The sequence below is a fragment of the Nonomuraea sp. NPDC002799 genome, from assembly GCF_053592075.1.
In genome coordinates this window covers 136,742-153,663 of the sequence record NZ_JBSFVA010000019.1, presented here as the reverse complement: position 1 = coordinate 153,663, position 16,922 = coordinate 136,742, and the positions used below count along the sequence as shown (strand labels likewise).

General features: G+C 71.3%; 19 protein-coding genes and 1 pseudogene. 4 read left to right on the top strand and 16 right to left on the bottom strand.

Features of this window, described 5'->3' with window-relative positions:
- Nucleotides 1-18: 18 nt before the first annotated feature.
- Complete coding sequence (rpoD, locus tag ACWD0F_RS30700) at nt 19-1,122, top strand: RNA polymerase sigma factor RpoD (protein ID WP_449881394.1); 1,104 nt, start codon at nt 19-21, stop codon at nt 1,120-1,122.
- A gap of 210 nt (nt 1,123-1,332) precedes the next feature.
- Here the strand turns inward: rpoD and ACWD0F_RS30695 are convergent, their stop codons facing one another.
- The 15 genes and pseudogenes from ACWD0F_RS30695 to ACWD0F_RS30625 all read right to left on the bottom strand — a co-directional run bounded on the left by ACWD0F_RS30695 (nt 1,333) and on the right by ACWD0F_RS30625 (nt 14,387).
- Nucleotides 1,333-2,493: a methyltransferase domain-containing protein gene (locus tag ACWD0F_RS30695; RefSeq protein WP_449881392.1), complete on the bottom strand. Its 1,161-nt coding sequence runs from the start codon at nt 2,491-2,493 to the stop codon at nt 1,333-1,335.
- Nucleotides 2,490-2,630, bottom strand: coding sequence for a hypothetical protein (locus ACWD0F_RS30690; protein ID WP_449881390.1), 141 nt, complete (start codon nt 2,628-2,630; stop codon nt 2,490-2,492). Before ACWD0F_RS30690 ends, ACWD0F_RS30695 begins: the two co-directional genes overlap by 4 nt.
- 156 nt (nt 2,631-2,786) lie before the next feature.
- Nucleotides 2,787-3,077, bottom strand: coding sequence for a hypothetical protein (locus ACWD0F_RS30685; RefSeq protein WP_449881388.1), 291 nt, complete (start codon nt 3,075-3,077; stop codon nt 2,787-2,789).
- Between the two features lie 209 nt (nt 3,078-3,286).
- Nucleotides 3,287-3,622 carry a hypothetical protein gene (locus ACWD0F_RS30680; RefSeq protein WP_449881386.1) on the bottom strand — a complete coding sequence of 112 codons (336 nt, stop codon included), beginning with the start codon at nt 3,620-3,622 and terminating at the stop codon, nt 3,287-3,289.
- 1 nt (nt 3,623) lies between these two features.
- Nucleotides 3,624-3,992 (bottom strand): hypothetical protein, encoded by a 369-nt coding sequence (locus ACWD0F_RS30675; protein WP_449881384.1) that lies wholly within the window; start codon nt 3,990-3,992, stop codon nt 3,624-3,626.
- Between the two features lie 84 nt (nt 3,993-4,076).
- Nucleotides 4,077-4,373: a hypothetical protein gene (locus ACWD0F_RS30670; RefSeq protein ID WP_449881486.1), complete on the bottom strand. Its 297-nt coding sequence runs from the start codon at nt 4,371-4,373 to the stop codon at nt 4,077-4,079.
- 736 nt (nt 4,374-5,109) lie between these two features.
- Nucleotides 5,110-5,247: pseudogene (locus ACWD0F_RS30665) on the bottom strand (helix-turn-helix domain-containing protein); the annotation flags it as partial.
- Between the two features lie 60 nt (nt 5,248-5,307).
- Nucleotides 5,308-5,940, bottom strand: a complete 633-nt coding sequence (locus ACWD0F_RS30660; protein WP_449881382.1) for an HAD family hydrolase — start codon at nt 5,938-5,940, stop codon at nt 5,308-5,310.
- A 102-nt stretch (nt 5,941-6,042) separates the two neighbouring features.
- Nucleotides 6,043-6,849 carry a transporter substrate-binding domain-containing protein gene (locus ACWD0F_RS30655; protein ID WP_449881380.1) on the bottom strand — a complete coding sequence of 269 codons (807 nt, stop codon included), beginning with the start codon at nt 6,847-6,849 and terminating at the stop codon, nt 6,043-6,045.
- The gene (locus ACWD0F_RS30650) at nt 6,846-8,204 is read right to left on the bottom strand and encodes a hypothetical protein (RefSeq protein ID WP_449881378.1); all 1,359 of its coding nucleotides are present in this window, start codon (nt 8,202-8,204) and stop codon (nt 6,846-6,848) included. The genes ACWD0F_RS30655 and ACWD0F_RS30650 overlap by 4 nt, the downstream gene beginning before the upstream one ends.
- Nucleotides 8,201-8,836 (bottom strand): FHA domain-containing protein, encoded by a 636-nt coding sequence (locus tag ACWD0F_RS30645; protein WP_449881376.1) that lies wholly within the window; start codon nt 8,834-8,836, stop codon nt 8,201-8,203. Before ACWD0F_RS30645 ends, ACWD0F_RS30650 begins: the two co-directional genes overlap by 4 nt.
- Nucleotides 8,836-10,125, bottom strand: coding sequence for a vWA domain-containing protein (locus tag ACWD0F_RS30640; RefSeq protein ID WP_449881374.1), 1,290 nt, complete (start codon nt 10,123-10,125; stop codon nt 8,836-8,838). The genes ACWD0F_RS30645 and ACWD0F_RS30640 overlap by 1 nt, the downstream gene beginning before the upstream one ends.
- The gene (locus tag ACWD0F_RS30635) at nt 10,118-11,089 is read right to left on the bottom strand and encodes a PP2C family serine/threonine-protein phosphatase (RefSeq protein WP_449881475.1); all 972 of its coding nucleotides are present in this window, start codon (nt 11,087-11,089) and stop codon (nt 10,118-10,120) included. The genes ACWD0F_RS30640 and ACWD0F_RS30635 overlap by 8 nt, the downstream gene beginning before the upstream one ends.
- Nucleotides 11,089-13,206 carry a tetratricopeptide repeat protein gene (locus ACWD0F_RS30630; RefSeq protein ID WP_449881372.1) on the bottom strand — a complete coding sequence of 706 codons (2,118 nt, stop codon included), beginning with the start codon at nt 13,204-13,206 and terminating at the stop codon, nt 11,089-11,091. Before ACWD0F_RS30630 ends, ACWD0F_RS30635 begins: the two co-directional genes overlap by 1 nt.
- Nucleotides 13,203-14,387, bottom strand: a complete 1,185-nt coding sequence (locus ACWD0F_RS30625; protein ID WP_449881370.1) for a hypothetical protein — start codon at nt 14,385-14,387, stop codon at nt 13,203-13,205. Before ACWD0F_RS30625 ends, ACWD0F_RS30630 begins: the two co-directional genes overlap by 4 nt.
- A gap of 159 nt (nt 14,388-14,546) precedes the next feature.
- Between ACWD0F_RS30625 and ACWD0F_RS30620 the strand changes: the two genes are divergently transcribed.
- From ACWD0F_RS30620 to ACWD0F_RS30610, 3 genes are read left to right on the top strand one after another with little or no spacing between them, the layout of a single operon-like run.
- On the top strand, nt 14,547-14,705 hold the full coding sequence (locus tag ACWD0F_RS30620; protein WP_449881368.1) for a hypothetical protein: 159 nt from the start codon (nt 14,547-14,549) through the stop codon (nt 14,703-14,705).
- Nucleotides 14,706-14,737: 32 nt separating this feature from the next.
- Nucleotides 14,738-16,012, top strand: a complete 1,275-nt coding sequence (locus ACWD0F_RS30615; protein ID WP_449881366.1) for an amylo-alpha-1,6-glucosidase — start codon at nt 14,738-14,740, stop codon at nt 16,010-16,012.
- On the top strand, nt 16,009-16,482 hold the full coding sequence (locus ACWD0F_RS30610) for a hypothetical protein (protein ID WP_449881365.1): 474 nt from the start codon (nt 16,009-16,011) through the stop codon (nt 16,480-16,482). Before ACWD0F_RS30615 ends, ACWD0F_RS30610 begins: the two co-directional genes overlap by 4 nt.
- A 13-nt stretch (nt 16,483-16,495) precedes the next feature.
- Here ACWD0F_RS30610 and ACWD0F_RS30605 read toward each other — a convergent pair whose 3' ends face one another.
- Nucleotides 16,496-16,810 carry a YtxH domain-containing protein gene (locus ACWD0F_RS30605; protein ID WP_449881363.1) on the bottom strand — a complete coding sequence of 105 codons (315 nt, stop codon included), beginning with the start codon at nt 16,808-16,810 and terminating at the stop codon, nt 16,496-16,498.
- Nucleotides 16,811-16,922: the final 112 nt, after the last annotated feature.

Below are 16,922 nucleotides of genomic sequence, written 5' to 3'. Positions count from 1 at the left end.
CCGCCATCGGTAGATCAGGTGGCGGACCTCGTCGCGAAGGGAAGGGAGCGCGGAAGCGTAACCGTCGATGACGTCGCAGCCGCGCTTGACCGATCCGAGTTGCCGTCCGACGCGCTGGAACGCGTCGTGCGGATGCTCGCCGAGAACGGCGTGGAGGTCCTCGAGCCCCAGGGCGACGAGGAGCCCACCCGCGCCGATGAGGAAGACGTAGGCAAGCGGGCGCCGACCAGCGATCTGGTCCGTATCTACCTACGGGAGATCGGCCGGGTGCCCCTGCTCACCGCTGAGGAGGAGGTGGAGCTCGCCAAGTCGATCGAAGCGGGGCTGTTCGCCGAGGACAAGCTGGCCAACGGAGTCTCGCGTCTGGCCTTCCCGGAGTTCAGGGAGCTCGTCTGGCAGGGCACCCGGGCCAAACAGCGGCTCATCGAAGCCAACCTCAGGCTCGTGGTGTCGATCGCCAAGCGGTACGTGGGCCGCGGCATGCTCTTCCTGGACCTGATCCAGGAGGGCAACCTCGGGCTCATCCGAGCGGTCGAGAAATTCGACTACACCAAGGGTTACAAGTTCTCCACCTACGCCACCTGGTGGATCAGGCAGGCGATCACCCGCGCGATCGCCGACCAGGCGCGCACCATCCGCATTCCGGTGCACATGGTGGAGACCATCAACAAGCTCGTCAGAGTGCAGCGCCAGCTCCACCAGGACCTCGGCCGCGAGCCGATTCCCGAGGAGATCGCCAAGGAGATGGACCTCCCTGTCGATCGCGTGGTGGAGATCCAGCGCATCGCCCAGGAGCCCGTGTCACTGCAGTCGCCGATCGGCGAGGAGGACTCCGACCTCGGCGACTTCATCGAGGATGCCGACGCTGTCGTGCCCATGGAGGCCGCGGCCTTCATCATGCTGCAGGACCAGCTCGACGACATCCTCGCCACGTTGTCCGACCGCGAGCAGCGCATCATCCAGTTGCGCTTCGGCCTGGCCGACGGCCATCCGCGCACCCTGGAGGAGGTGGGCAGGGAGTTCGGCGTCACGCGGGAGCGCATCCGCCAGATCGAGTCGAAGACCCTGGCCAAGCTCCGCCACCCGACGCGCGCGCAGATGTTGCGTGACTACCTGGACTGAGCTGTCTGACTGACACAGCCGGTGACCTGCCTTCTGGCGGGTCACCGGCTCTAGCTTGCCTGGCGCACCGCTCTTGGTCGAGATATCTCATGACAACAGAGGGGCCTTTGCGTCGCGTCCGGGCACGACGTGATGTTCGGCCCCGCCCGGCGCGGAACGGACGGGGCCGAACCCGGCGGCGTCACGAGGGGGACGCCGCCGGACGCCTGCTCAGGTCCCCATGAGATTCACGGTCATCTCGGGAGTGCCGAGCCAGACCTGTTGCCCCTCGGGACCGATGGTGATGCCGAAGTCCTCCCAGTGCGGCTCACCCCAATCGACCCACTGGGCGTACGCCTGGAGGACCTCGTCCCACAGCGGCCGGTCGCCGACCTGCTGGACGCCGTGGTCCACGCGGCCCGGCCGCCACGTGGCCACGGCCCACGAGCTCGGATCGGCCTGGTCGGAGACCCACAACCGGACGTACTCGCCGTCCGCGTCGCATCCGGTCTCGGTGGTCGACCGGACACCGGTCAGCGCGGCGATGGCCAGATCCGCACCCGCGCCGAGTTGGTCGAGCGCCCTCGGGTCGAGCGCCGTCCGGTAGTGCCGCCGCTCCTCCCCGGGGAGCTGTGGCGTGTTGGGACGGGGCCGCTGTGACCTGATCATCATGTAGCCCGCGAAGCCCACCACCTCGCCGACGGCGGTGCCGTCGTCCTGCACCTCCAGGCGCAGGCAGTGGCTGGTGCCGTAGCCGGGATGCCACGGCAGGACGATGACCGCGCCGGGCCGGCACTGCTGCACCCACGCGTACGGGATGTCGCGGATCCCGCAGGTGACGTGCACCCGGTCGACCGGCGCCCCGTCCGGGCAGCCGAGCGCGCCGTCCCCGACCAGGAGGCGGGGCTGGAGCCCGGCGGCGCTCAGGTTCTTGGCCGCCTGTTCGGCGACCGCCGGGTCCACCTCGATAGAGGTCACCTCCCCTCGATCTCCGACGAGGTGAGACAGCAGCGCGGCGGTGTAACCGGTGCCGGTGCCGATCTCCAGGACGCGGTCGTCGGGCTCCGGCTGAAGGCGGTTGAGCAGGTCCGCGACCGTGCTGGGGGCGGACGCCGACGACGTCGAGTCGCCACGCAACGTGCTCAGGTCGGTCTCGCCGTCGTCGAGCTGGGTGACGATGATGCGGCGCGAGTAGACGGCGTCCCACCAGGTGCCGGGGTCGGCGTCGCGGTCGATGAGGTACGGCGGGCCGTCCTCGACGACCAGCCCGACCGGCGGGATGAACAGGTGCCGGGGAACGGCGCGAACCGCGTCCTTGATGGGCTCGCTGATGTCGCCGACAGGATCAAGGGTGGTGATCAGCCGGTCGAGGCGTTCGGGGGTGACGCTCACTGCTTCTTGTCCTTCTTGTCCTTAGCGTGCTCGCCCTGGGGTTCGCGGTACTGGTCGTTGGTGCTGCCGACGCCGCCCTCTTTGCCGGTGACCTCCTGGTCCTTGCCGCTGTTGGGGTCTTCGTGCCTTCCGGCCATTGCTGGTGTTCCTCTCGTGACGTGGCCATGGGGTGAGCCACGGTCTTCGGTGGTCCCTCTGGCGCGGAGGAGGGACCGGCACCCGGCGGCTGGCCGGGTGGTCTTACGCCGGCTCCTGAAGGCGATGGCGGAGCCATGGTCGGGAGCCGGCAGCTGTCACCCTGTTCTTCGCCGGCGCAGTTCCCTGACGACCTGGACCGCGGTCTTGCCGCACATGTGCTGCACGAACCACTTCCGCAGGCCGGCCACCTCCTCCCCGTCCCACAACTCCCGCTCTTCGTCGGAAGCGTTGAGCGGCGGCGGGACCCTCTGGGGGCGGTGCTTGGCGAGCAGGTGTTGCGAGTTGCCGTCGTAGGTCGGATTCCAGTACGTGAAGTGCCCGCCGACGACCGCCTCAGGGTCGAGGAGGATTCTCTTGCCGTGCCCGAGCAGGACGGCTGCGACCACTTCCTGATCGCAGTCCGCGCAGAGTTGACGCCCAGTGCCCAATGTGTCCGTGCCTTGCGTTCGTGGCGCGGCAGCGGCGGAAGGATGGGGGTCGCTGCCGCGCCTGCTCATGTCCCCGGCTTCGCGGGGGCGACGTCCCTGGGTGCGAGTACGCCTGAGGCCCGGGCCCGCCCCGCCTGCGGCACCCGCAACCGGCGGGCCTGGGGGAGTCATTGGGGCCCCCTACGGGACTGCGCGTTATGGACGAGGGCCGTCTGCCAGGCCAGCGTGGTCGCGAGCGCGATCGCATCCTCGCACTGCAGGAACGGCAGCACCCCGGCCGTGGCCTCCTCCAAGGTGATCTGATGGCCAAGCCGGGCCGTCCACCACATCCGGCCTGCCGAGTCTGGCTCGTACGCGACGCTCCATCCGAGGTAGGTGTTGCGCAACACGGAGAGCTGACGGGATCGCATGTCGAGCTGGAGTTCCGCCTGGGCCGAAAGAGCACGGGCGTGCTGGTCGGCGGTTTGTACGAGCGCGCCCACCTCCGGGTCGATCAACGGCACGTCACACACCGCCTGTGGACACGAAGGAGCCGCCCGCCCGGCGTCTGGCGCGGACGACGGGTCGCGCGGTCAGATGTTCAACAGGGTGTGCGTGGTCGAAGCGGACCGGCCGGATGTCCCCCACGGCGCCGGGCGCCAAGTCGAGCAGCGCGGCGAAGAGCTGCACCGTGGCCTGCGGGCCGTCGGAGGTGAGCACGTAGACACCACGGGCCTGACCGTCACGCGCGGTCCAGGAGTAGAAGACGTCATCGGGTCTCACGGCGGGATGCCGGCTCACGGCGCCGCAGTCGATGCACGCCATCCCGTGCAGTCGCGCGATGCTGATCGCGTCGCTCACGAGGACCGGCGTCGAGATCGCTGACTCCGTCATAGGCCGGCCCCTTCTGCGCCTGTCGTTTCGACAGACAGATGGTGGAACGCGAGGACGGCAACAAGTAACCCAGTGAGGGTCACATCAGGTGGCGTGGCACCACTCGGCGAAGTTGCTGAGGCTCTCGGCGTCGGCACGCTTCAGCCGGCGCAACGTCGCGGCGTCCTCGCGCACCCACCGATGATCGCGGGTGTGCTGCGGCGCGATCTTCCTGGCCACCTTCAGTGACTCGAACGCGTCGTCCGGCAGGCCGGCCCACAGTTGAGCGCGCGTCAGCTCGATGTAGAAGCCGGAGCGACGCTCTGCGGGAAGCTCGGGAGGTGGTGCCCACTCGCGGGCGACCTCCAGAGCGCGGTGGACGTACTCGCTGCCGAGGCTCACCGCGACCGATACCTCGTGGATGCGCACCGAGGACGGCCCGAAGGCGGTGCCGCAGTACACACCTTCGGAGATCTGGTCGCCGAGCCGGCGGGCCTCGGCGAGGTGGGTCTCGGCCGCGTCGACGTCGCCCGCGCGGCCTGCCGATGACGGCGGCCCGCATGTGAAGAGCGCCGCGTGCTGCCGTGCCGGCCGGGTCGTCAGGCGGGGCGGCGACGTCTATGGCGCGTTCCAGTGCGCGCAGGCCCGGGCCGTGGGAGTAGGCGGCGAAGAACGTCTCCGTGCGTACGTAGGCGGTGGCGGCATCCAAGAGGGGATCGTCGGCGCGGACGGCCGCCCACCGCATCAGCTCGATGAGTCTCGCGCTCAGGTCGTAGGCGCCGAACTTGTAGGCGACAGCGTCCGCGCTTCGCAGGGCGGACGCGACCAGCGCGGCCACATCGGGGTCCCGTTCGGGCGCGGCGCGAAACAGCTCGCCGAGCAGATCCGGCGCCTCTCGGACGATCTGCACGTATTGGGAGCCAAGCCGCCATCTGGCGGCTTGGGCGACGGCGGCGCGCAGCTCTGGCAAGGGGCGCACGGGTCCGTCGGCGGGCAGGTCGTAGGCCGCTATGGCGGCGGACAGAGCGGGCAGCGCGGCCCTGATGCGGGCACTGGCCTGCTCCCTGTCGGTCAGCAGGAGAGACGGGTCGATGCCGAGCGCCGCAGCGATCGACTCCACGAGGTTCTCGCTGGCGCCCCGGACCCCGCGTTCGATCTTGCGCAGCGTCCCGACGTGGATCAGCGCGGCGTCCGCGAGTTGCGGCTGCGTGAGGCGGGCGACGCTGCGGTGATAGGCGATGCGCTTGCCTATCCCGCCGAAGGGAGCTGAAGGCATTGGGGGCTCCAGTGCGAGGTTCATCTCGGACCGTAGCGGCCTCGTGACAGTCCTGCCCGGTTACGTGACGACGGCCGCCAGTTCGGTCAGGGCCGTGATCCGCCAGTCGGCCGCTGCGGCGATCGGGTCGTCGGCCCACAGGTGACCCCACGGGCCGCGGCGGATGTGCGCGGTGCGCAGGCCCGCCGCCTTGGCTGGGGTGACGTCGTTGGCCGGGTGGTCGCCGACGTACACGACCTGGTCCGGGGCGGTCCCGGCCAACTCGACCAGGCGGTCGAAGAAGCGCGGGTCGGGCTTGGCCAGACCCCACTCGCCCGAGGTGGCGATCGCGTCCACCGGGAGGTCGAGCGCCCGCAGCAGCTCGGCGACGCGTGTCGTCTGGTTCCCGGCGACCAGGACCCGGTGGCCGGCCGCGCGCAAGACGGCCAGCGCGGGTCGGACGTCAAGGTATAGATCGGATTCGTCGATGCGCTCACCTCGGCCGGCGGCTTCGCGGGCGGCGTACTCGGCGTCGATATCGATGCCGGGCCGCAGCAGGCGGAGGGCGTCGGCGTTGTCGCGGCCTTGGGCGACGACGGCGCCAACGAGTGCGGAAAGGGTATGGCGGGGGACGTTGAGCCAGTCGGCCCACGAGCTCCAGTAGCGGTCGTCGCGCACGAGCGTTTCACCGATATCGAAGGCGAAGGTCAGCACGTGCCGAGCTTATGGGCCCTGGCCGACGAGCTGGCCAGGGCCTCGGGCCTCGGGCGTCACGCGTCACGCGTGCCACTGGTTTGCAGCCACTGCCCGCTCGTCTCACGAGCAGCCCTCGAACTGCGGGACCGCGATGGTGCTCAGGTTCAGCCCCGACTTCCGGAACCACTTGCGCAACAACTTCGCCGCGGTCCCGTCCTGGTACATGTCGGTGATCGCCCGGTTCACCGCCTCGCACCCCGGCACATCGTCCTTGCGCAGGCCGATCCCGCTGCGCTGCTCGTTGAACTGCGCGTTGGCCAGCCGCAGCCCGCTCCCGTCCTGCGCGGCCAGACCCGCCAGGATGACGTCGTTCGTGGTGACCGCGTCCACCTGCCCGCTCTTCAGCGCCGCCAGGCACTGCGCGTAGTCGGGGAACGGCACGACCTGCGCCGCCACCCCGCGCTCCTCCACGACCCGCTGGGCCGCGTTCGCGCCCTTCACCTCGCAGATCTTGCGCCCCTTGAGGTCGCGCACGTTCTTGATCGTATCGTCGGGCCGGGTCAGGATGTCCTGGTAGGAGACGTGGTAAGGCCCCGCGAACAACACCCGCGCCTTACGGTCCTGGCTGATCGTGAACGTCGCCACCACCAGATCGGCGGGCCCGCTGACCAGCACCTTCTCCCGGTCGGCCGCCAGCACCGGCATGAGGGTGAAGTCCTTGCCCAGCTTGCCCGCGACATAGCGCGCCACGTCCACGTCGAAGCCGTCGAACTTGCCGTCGGCCGTGCGGAACCCCACCGAGGGCAGGTCGGGACGTACCCCGATGGTCAGGGTGTCCTTGTCCATGATCGACTCCTGGCCGCCGCTCCCGCAGCCCGCGACGACGGTCGCGACCAGGGCCAGCACCACTGCCAGCACCCGCTTCACCGGTACTCCTTGAGTCGTGGCCACACGCCGGCGATCATCAGCAGCCCGATCGCGCCGATGACGAAGGGCAGCAGCCGCCACAGGGTGCTCAGCGCGCCCTCGCCGGCGGTGATCGCCTGCTTGAAGGTCTTCTGGTGCGTCTCCGCCAGCGCCACGACCGACCGGTCGTAGGCGTCGAACGACGCGGCGACCGGCCCGAGCCGTGCGGCGACCGCCTCGTTGGTCTGCCCGCTCACCGCCAGCGCGCGAAAGCGCGCGTCGGCGGACTGGAAGCCCTGGTACGCCAGCACGACGTCGTAGCCCTCCTTGCCGACGATCTCCGGCCCCAGCATGCCGAGGAAGCCCTTCGCGCCCTTGGCCACCTGACGGTGGTAGGTGCTCAGGTTGCCCGCCTCGAAGTAGGCGACCGACAGCGACTTGTCCAGGAACGTGTGTTCGTAGGTGTCGGCCCGCTCCTTGTCCAGCAGGTAACGGCTCTCGTCACCCTGCATGCTGTTGCTGATCGCGCGTGCCTTGGCCAGGGTCAGCACCGAGTCGAACCCGGCCGACTTGGCCGTCCGCAGCGCCTGCTCGTCGTCGCCGAGCACGTTGACGCCGAAGACCAGGGTGACCGCGGTCGTCAGCGTGGCGACCAGCAGCGCCGGCCCGAACACCCGGCGGAAGCGCCGCGCCAGGAAGACCTGCAACCAGAGCAGGCAGCCCAGCGCGAGCAGCCCGGCGACCACCACCGCGGCCCGCAGCAGCGGCACCATGAGCGCCTTCTCGTCGTACGTGCGGCGCACGATCGTGCCGTTCTCCAAGGTCAGGTTGTACGCCTGCGGCAGCAGCACGAGCCGCATCAGGTCGGTGGCCTGGCGGTAGGTCGCCACCACGTCCGCCGGCGGGGGCCCAGGGGCGTGCCCGGCCCGCTCGTCGAGCAGCAGCGCCTGTCCGGCCAGCCGCTCGTACCGGCCGAGCGAGTCGAGCACCGACTGCACGGTCCGCCGCTCGGCCGCGTTGTCACCCGACAACTCGAACGCCTTCAGCAGCGCCTGGTTGGCCTCCGAACGCCGCTGCTCGTAACGGGCGAGCGCGTCGCCGCGCTGCTGGGGATAGCGGTCGCCCATCACCAGCGTGTTGGCGACCTGCGCGTCCATGTCGCTCAGCGCCAGGTAGAGCCCGGCGGTGGCGACGACCTGCGGCCCCGCGTCGCGGCCGATGACCCGCAACCCGTCGCTGGCGCTGGAGCTGCCGACCGCGAGCGCGGCGAACAGCAGGGCCAGCGAGGCGACGGTGATGACGGAGATGACCCGGATCCTGCCGGGCACGCCGCGGCGCACAGGCGGCGGGGCGCCCCGGGTCTGTACCAGGGTCACGGCGTGCCCTCCCTGAGGGTGATGAGGGTCCAGGCGCCCAGGTGGATCCGGTCGCCGGCGCCGACCCGGACCGGCACGTTGACCCTGACGGTCTTGCCGTTCACCTGGGTGCCGTTGGCGGAGCCGGGGTCGACCAGCATCCAGGAGCCGTCCGGCTGGGCCAGCAGCACCGCGTGCAGGTGGGAGACGCCCGGGTCCTCGGGCGGGCCCGTCAGGTCGATCTCGGGGGCCAGGTTCCTGGCCTTGCTGCGCCGCCCGATGCGGACCTGCTCGCCGTACAGGCCGAAGGAGCGTTCCGGGCAGTACGGCGGGAAGGCCACCGCGTCCGCGTCGGGACCGCCTTCGGCGATCACCTTCTCGTAGTAGACGCGGTCGGCGGCGGTGACGGCCTCCCACCGGGCCCCGCTCGCGGGGACCTGGAGGGGAGCGCCGCTGCCGCTGTAGTCGTGGCCGCACACCTCGCAGAACTGTCCGGCGCGCGGCGTCTGGCAGACCGGGCAGGTCTCGGCCGCCGCGTCGGCGGGCGGCGCGGCGGCGGGAGCATGGGGCGCGGGCGCGCCGGTCATCTGCGTCCCGCACACGTCGCAATATTCGTCGTCGCCTGACGCGTGTCCCGCGGGACAGGTCGCCATCAGCTTCCTTCCCTGCGCAGCCGGCTCGTACGGACCGAGCCGGTGTCGAGCTCGATCTCGTCGGCCTTGTCCACGTTGCGGCGCAGCCGGGCCGTGCCGGTGGCCGGATCGACCTCGACCACCTTCTGCAGCAGGCGGGCGGTGTCCTCGCGTCCCGACTCGGTGGCCAGCTTGCTGGCCTTGGCCAGCCGGGCCGTGGCGGTGTCGATGTCGCCCGCCGCCCGGGCGCTGAGCCCGTCCTGGATCAGCTCGTGCAGCTCGGCCTGGCCGGTGTAGTGGGCGACCTTCCCGTTGATCCGGGTGGACTGCGCCAGGTCGTCGGTCCACTGGGCCAGCACGTTGCCGCTGGCCACGACCTCCTGCGTGTCGGGACGGACGAGCTTGACCCAGCCCGCCCTGATCTCCTGGCCCATCTGGCCGGGCGGCACCTCGACGCAGACGTGGAACTCGCGCTCCTCCGCGCCCCACGACCCGGTCGGGTAGTCGCCGGTCAGCGGGTTGACGTCGGTGCGCTTGCCGGTCAGGTCGAGCAGCGTGGGGGAGACCTGCTTGACGAACTTGAGCGTCGCCGTCTGCGGCACCCACATCCGCAACGACAGCTCGGCCACGGTCTTGCTCATCGACGTCTGCGTGAGCCTGCGGAAGAACTCCGGCAGATCCCCCTGGTTCCGTACGAAGTCGAACGAGCCGAGCATCGCCTCGGCCACCTTCCGCAACTCGGCGGGCACCCAGTCGTCGCCCACCCCCAGGCAGTCGACCACGAACTTGCCGCTCCAGCCCGACAACACCGAGCCGAACACCTCGGGGCGCTCGTTGTTCTGGCCGTCCGTCATCAGCAGCGCGTGCCTGATCGCCGACGGGTGCGCGGTCAGCAGGTGCCCGGCCAGCTTCAGCCACTCGCCCATGGCGGTGCCGCCGTGCGCGAGCAACCGGCTGATCGCCCGCCCGGCCTCATTCCTGGTGGCCGGGCTCGCCTTGACCAGATGAGGGTGGCCGCCCGGGTAGACGACCTTGGCCGACTCCGTGCCGGCGATCACCGCGAAGTACACACCGTCGCGCAGGGTCTGCACGGCGGTCGTGGCCGCCTGCCTGGCCTCGCGGATCTTGGTCCCGCTCATCGAGCCCGACGTGTCAATGATGATCACTTCGGCCGCCTCCGCCGTCACGGCCTGCGCGGTGACGGCGCCGCCGGTCGATCCCACGGTAAGGACGGCGTGCACCTCGCGGCCATCGGTGGGGAGGTACTTGTTCTGGTCGATGTTCAGCGTGAAAACGGGCTGGTCACCCATGCGCTTCTCCTAGGGGGATCAAAACGATGGTCACGTTGTCCTGGCCGCCGCAGGCCAGCGCGTGGCGGAGCATCTCGCGGGCCAGCTCCAGCGGGGTGCCCGCGCGGGGGAAGGCGTAGCCGTCCAGATAGCGCCACAGGCCGTCGCTGCAGACGAGCAGCAGGCCCGGCGTGCTCGCGACGAACGTCCGTACGTGCGGCGCGATGTCGCCCGCGTCGGCGCCGAGCCAGGCGGTGATCTCGCCGGTCTCCACCGCGTCGTCCTCGGTCAGCAGCGTGCCGCCGCCCGGTTCGGAGCTTCGCGCGGCGTCGCCGCCCGGCACCCAGTAGGCCCGCGTGTCACCGGCCCAGCCGAGCGTCACCCGGTCGCGGTGCACGACGGCGGAGATGTAGGTGCAGGCGGGGGCGTCGTCCAGGGACGTCGCCAGCTTGCCGACCGCCCGCGCCGCCAGCGCGAACGCCTCTTCCTGCGTGGCCCCCCTGGCCAGCGCGGCGGAGGCGGTCTCGACGGCGACCGCCGACGCCTCGTCGGCCCTGGGCGAGCTGCCCACGCCGTCGCACACCACGGTCACGGTCGTGTCGCCGCAGGCGAGCAGCGCCATCGCGTCCTCGTTGCGGCTGCGGCGCAGCCCCTTGTCGGTCACGCCCGCCGGGCCGCCGTCGAGCACCGTCTCCGCGTGGTCCCTGCCGGTGGGCTGGCGCAGCCCGCACCGCTCGCAGTAACCCTCGGCGTCCACGGCCGGGGCGCCGCAGGAGGCGCACGCGGGCGCGCCCAGCAGGTGACCACAGGACTCGCAGTAGGTGTCGCCCGCCAGCACCGGAGCCTCGCACACCGGGCACGCCACACCCTCAGCCGCCGGCAGCGGAGATGCCACACCCTCTGCCGCAGGCGGCGGACATGCCACCTGCTCCACCGCCGGCTCGGGGACGATCGGGCGGGTGGCCTCGCTGAGCTCTGGGTCCATCACAACCATGTCCTCGGTCGTACGGCGTTGGCCTGGTCGATGAGCGCGTGGCGCTCCTGGCGGGACTCGGCCGCGACGGCCAGCTTGCGGAAGATGGACTCCAGCCGCCGGCGCAGCCCGTTCTCGGTGAACGGGGCGCCGGCCAGCCGCAGGTCCTTGGGCGCCGAGCCGGTGTCCAGCCAGGCCAGCGCCGACCGCAGCAGCTCGGCGGTGAGCAGGTCGCGGCGGCGCGGGTCCATGTCGGCCTGGCCGGCCAGCCGGTCGGCCGCGCCCACCAGGTCAGCGGGGGTGAGGGTGCTCACGTCGGCCCGCCGCACCACCGACGCCGACAGCGCCACCTGCGCCGCCACCCGGTAGCTGGAGGTGGCGGGCACCTCGCCGAGCACGGCCGTCCGCCCCGTCCTGGCCAGGCCGAACGCCGCGCTCACGTAGGCGTGGTCGGTCCGCCAGACGACGTCGTACCAGTGGGCCGCCGGCTTGCCCGCGCACTCCAGCGCGAACGCCAGCGCCAGCTTGGGCGCGAGCTCGCCCGGCAGCGCCGACAGGCACGTGTCGAACATCGACACCGCCTCGTCCGCCTGCCCGGTGGTCAGCGCCAGCACCCCGCGATACCACAGGATCCGCCAGTCGCCCGGCACCTCCCTGGACAGCTCGGCCAGCGCCGCGGGCGCCCCCGCCGCGCCCTCCTCCGCCAGCAGCCTGGCCTTCATCAGCATCGTCTCGGGCGTCCGCGCCATGGCGGCGAGCTGGTCGATCAGCTCCTTGCCCTCGCCGCCGGCGAGCGCGGCCAGCGCGCCCGCCGCCGGGTCGGCCGGATCGGCCAGCGGCACCGGCAGCGCGCCCGCGGCCGCGACCGGGTCGAGCGCTCCGAACACCTTGTCGGCCTCGTCCGACAGCGCTGTCCCCACCGCCGTCCGCTCGGGCCCGAACAACGTCGACACCGCCGGGTACGGCACCCCGTCCTCGACCGCGCTGATCTCCCGCAGCACCCCGACGAGCTGCTCCTCCATCTCCCACGCGCTCTGGAACCGGCCGGCCGGATCGGAGGCGGTCGCCTTGCGCAGCAGCCGGGTGAACGACGGATGCCCGCAGTCCTCCGGCAGAGGGCTCTCCTTGCCGTTCCTGGCCGGGCTGAAGCCGGTGATCGCCAGCACGGCCAGCGTCCTGGCCACCGTGTAGAGGTCGGAGGCGACCGACGACGGCCGGGTCTCCAGCTCGGGGGCGTGATAGCCGACCGTGGCCCACGACGTGCCGGGCGGGGAGCCGACGGGCTGCATCGCGCCCAGGTCGATGAGCTTGAGCCGCTTGCCGACCCTGATCACGTTGGCGGGCTTGAGGTCGCAGTAGACCATGCCGTGCTCGTGCAGGTAGGCGAAGGCGTGCAGGATCTCCCGGCCGTACAGCAGGACCTCGCGCAGCGGCAGCGGGCCCTGGCGGCGCAGCTCGTGCAGGGACTGGCCGCCGACGTACTCCATGACGATGTAGCCGAGGCCGGCCGAGCGCTGGAAGTTGAAGATCTTGACGATGTTGGGGTGGTCGACCGTGGTCAGGAACTTGCGCTCGGCCTCCGCCGCCGCCAGCGCCTCGGCGTCGTTGGTGTTGAGCAGGCCCTTGAGCACCACCCAGCGGCCGTCGAGGTTCTCGTCGGCGGCCAGGTAGATCCAGCCGAGACCGCCGTGCGCCAGGCAGCCCAGCACGCGGTACTGGCCGGCGACCAGGTCGTCCTTGTCCAGCTTCGGGGTGAAGGAGAACTGGCTGCGGCAGTGCGGGCAGAAGCCGTCCGTCAGCCCTGGCCGGCCGCTCTTGGAGCGGCCCACGGGCTTGCCGCACATCGGGTTGGCGCAGAACCGCTTGTCCTCCGGCACCTCGGGATCGCCCATCACCGCGGTGGCCGGATCGCGGTAGGGCACCGACGGCAGGTCGGCGATGGTGCCCAGGACGCCGGCGCGCGACCTGCCGCTGCTCGCCGGGCCGCTCATCGACCTGCTCACCGGCTGGGTGACGACGGGCTGGGACGCCGGTGGCGAGAGCGCCGGCGAGCTCTCCGCCGTGCCGCACAGGTCGCAGTAGCCGTCGTCGATCGTGCCCGTGCAGCCGGGCTGGGCGCAGCGGGTCATCGCTTACCTCCGTGGATCGCGCGCTGGTAGTCCTCGACGGCCGCCGCCGCCTTCGTCAGATCGCAGGGGGCGCTCCACAGCAGCGTCCGTGCCCGCGTGTACAGCTCACTCGTGACCGGATCCTCCGCCAGGCCCTTGCGCACCGCCATCGCCTGGCAGGCCCCGAGCCGCCCGCGCAGCTCGTCCCGCCTGCCGATCAGGCCGTACATCGCCTTGGCCGTGGCCTGTGCCCGCTCGGCGGCCTCGCGGGCGCCGTCCTCCAGCGCGGTCAGCCGCCTGGCGCGCAGCACCCAGGTCTCCGCCGAGGCGTCGAGCGCGTCCAGCTCGCCGGCCAGGGCCTCGGCCCCGCTCCGCGGCCTGGCCTGCGGCGGCAGCGCTATCTTGACGACGACTGCGCCGTGGGCCAGCCGGGCCTCGCTCTCGGCGGCGCGCACCCGGTCCAGCGCCGCCACCAGGTCCTCGCGGCGCCGGGCGTACGCGGCCTTGACGGCGACCGCCTGGTCGAGCTCGGCGCGGGCGGCGCCCAGCAGGCGGATCAGCCGGTCGAGGCCGGGGCCGGCCGGCGGGCCGAGCGGGTCCTCCAGCACGAGGGCGCGCGTCCGCCGCAGCTCGGCCTCCTGCGTGCTCAGGCCGGCGCTCTCACCGAGGTCGCGTTCGAGCTCGTGGATGCGGCGCAACTCGCTGTCGGCGCCGTCGAGGCGGGGCAGGAGGTCGTTCCACACGGCGTCGATGTCGTTGAGCGTGGCGGTGACCTCCTGGAAGGCGGCGTCCATCCGCATGACGGTCTGGTCGAGGGTCAGCCGCTCGTCCGCCTGGGGCAGCAGCGAGCGCTGCTCGACGGGTTTGGCGGCGGCGCGCAGCACGACGGAGTCGCCGGCGAGCAGCTCGGTCAGCTCGGCGAGCTGCTCGGAGCCCAGCCGGGCGCGGGCGGCCCTGATCTGCTCGGCGTCGCGCAGCACGGCGCGATAAGCGTCGTTGAGCAGCCACAGCGTGGCCAGCGCCCGGTGCGCGGCGGCCCATCGGTGCTCGGTCGCCCCGCGTAAGGTCGCTCCCTTGAGTAATCGGTAGGTGGTGTGGGATTCGAGATCGAGCAGGTCGCCGGAGATGCGGTCGCGTTCGCCGGCGCGGGCGCGCAGTGCGTGCTCCGCGCCCTCCCTGCTCATGGGTGGTCCCAGGCTCATCACGCTCCCCGTGAAGCGGGCCCCCGAACGCCCGTGGTCCTACCGGCACAACGGGGGGCTTGTCCGGTTGGTTCCAAGGGTAGGGGTGACCCTGACTTGTCCCTGATTCAACCCTGTATCACCTGCAATCCACTTAAAGGATCTCTTACCGTTTGAGCCATGGGACGCATTCTTCTGATCATCGCGGCCGTCATCGCCGCGCTCGTGCTGCTCGGCCCCCTCGTGGGCTTCGCCCTCACGCTGCTCAAGTGGGGCCTCATCATCGGTGCCGTGGCGTTCGGCGTCATGCTCCTGTCGAAGTGGGCCAAGAGGACATAGCGTCCTGAGGCTTCCGCAGTCATAGTGAGGTGATGGAAGCCCGGCCGGCAGTCGACGACGCCGCACTCGGGCGTGAGGCGCTGGCCGTGCTGGAGGCCAACTGGACGGGCACCGGCACCGTGCCCGCGCCGGGCCTCTACCCGCACCAGTGGAGCTGGGACTCCGCGTTCGTCGTCATCGGGCTGGCCCGGCACCGGCCGGACCGGGCCCGCGACGAACTGCTCAGCCTGCTGCGCGGGCAGTGGGCGACCGGCATGGTGCCGCACATCGTCTTCCACACCCGCGAGGCCTACTTCCCCGGGCCCTCCGTGTGGCGCTCGCAGGAGATCGCGGCCGCGCCGAAGGTGCTCACCTCGGGACTGACCTCGCCGCCGCTGCACGCGCTGGCCCTGTGGTGGCTCTACCGGCACACCGGCGACGTCGGCTTCGTCAGGAGAACCTATCCGGCGCTGGCCGCCCAGCACGCCTACCTCTCCACCGCCCGCGACCTCGGCGGCGCGGGCCTGGCGGCGATCGTGCACCCCTGGGAGTCGGGCATGGACGACAGCCCGGCCTGGGACCAGCCGCTGGCCGCACTGCCCATGATCAGGTACGGCTACCGCAACGTGGAGCTCGACGAACGCCACCCGGACAGCGACCACGACCGCTACGTCTGGCTGGCCATGCGCTACCGGGACGCCGGATACAAGGCCGGCTACCTGCGCGACGAGCATCCGTTCGCGATCGAGGACCCGATGTTCAACGGGATCTGGCTCGCCTCCTGCCAGGCCATGGCCGAGCTGGCGCCGCTGGTGGGCGCCGATCCGGTGCCCCACGCCGAGCAGGCCGAGCACATCAGGCAGGCGATGATCGAGCGCCTGTGGGACGGCTGCTACTACGCCAGGGACCTGCGCACCGACCGGCTGATCAAGGTGTGCACGGTGGGCGCGTTCGGGCCGCTGCTCGACCCCGGGCTGCCCAGCGACCGCCTGCACGCCGCCGTGGAGATGCTGGAGTCGGCCAGGTTCATGGGGGCGACCGGCTATCCCGTGCCGAGCTGCGAGATCCGCGCCGCCCAGTTCGACCGCACGCGGTACTGGCGGGGTCCTTCGTGGGTGAACACCAACTGGTTGTTACGCCGGGCCGCGGCCGTGCACTCGCTCGACCAGCTCGGCCAGCAGCTCACCAACGGCACGCTGCGCCTGGTCCGGCAGGCCGGCTTCCGCGAGTGTTTCGACCCCTTCGACGGCAGCGGGCGCGGCTGCCGGGACTTCTCCTGGAGCGCGGCGCTCACCCTCGATCTGCTCGCCGATACCGTGGGGGAATGAGTTTCCTCCGCCGGCTGCCCGCCGATGTGCGCAAGTCCCTCGCCATGGAGCCGGGGGAGCGGGTGCTGACGTTCGCCCGTGCCGCCGACGGCCACGTCGTGGCCACGAACCTCGCGCTGCACCTGTCCGACGGGACCCGGCTGCCGTTCGAGCAGATCGACCGGGCGGCGTGGGACGACGAGGGCGTGCGCGTCGTCACCATGGACGGCGCGCGTCACTTCGAGCGCGTCACCGAGCCGCGCATGCTGCCCGAGACCGTGCGGGAGCGGGTCAACTCCACGATCGTGGTCAACAAGCACGTCGACCTGCCAGGGAGGGGCGGCGTGCGGCTGGTGGCCAGACGCCGGCCCGGTGGCGAGGTGCTCGGCTGGACCTTCGTCTTCGACGACGGCCTGGACCCCGAGGACCCCGGCCTGCGTGCGCAGGCCGAGCAGGCCCTGGAGGGGATCAGACGCAGCATGGGCGTCTGAGCGCACCTTGCCGTCAGTACGGGATGCCGCTCTCGCGGGGCTTCTTGTCCGTCAGGTCCTCCTCCGGCCAGCCGGTTCCCGTGTCGGGATGATCGTGGGAGTTGAGGAACGGGATCCGCTGCGCCAGCGTGTCACCCATCCTCGCCCTGGCCGTTCCGGCCACCTTGGACGCCTGCGCGCCGACCACCCCCGCGACCTCCTGGACCCTGGGGTTGTCGGCGAGCCGTTGCGCCGTCCGTTTGATCTGCTCGTACCGTTCGCGCCCTGCCCGGCTGCCCAGCACGTAGCCGACGGCCAGACCCATGGCGAATGTCATTCGATAACGCATTTCACACCTCCGCTGTCTCCGGGCCTACCCCAGTTACGATGCGACACGCACTCTCGGAGTGCGCTAATCTATTCATGCGCACGACGGAGGGGCCGAAGAGCCCCGGCGAAGT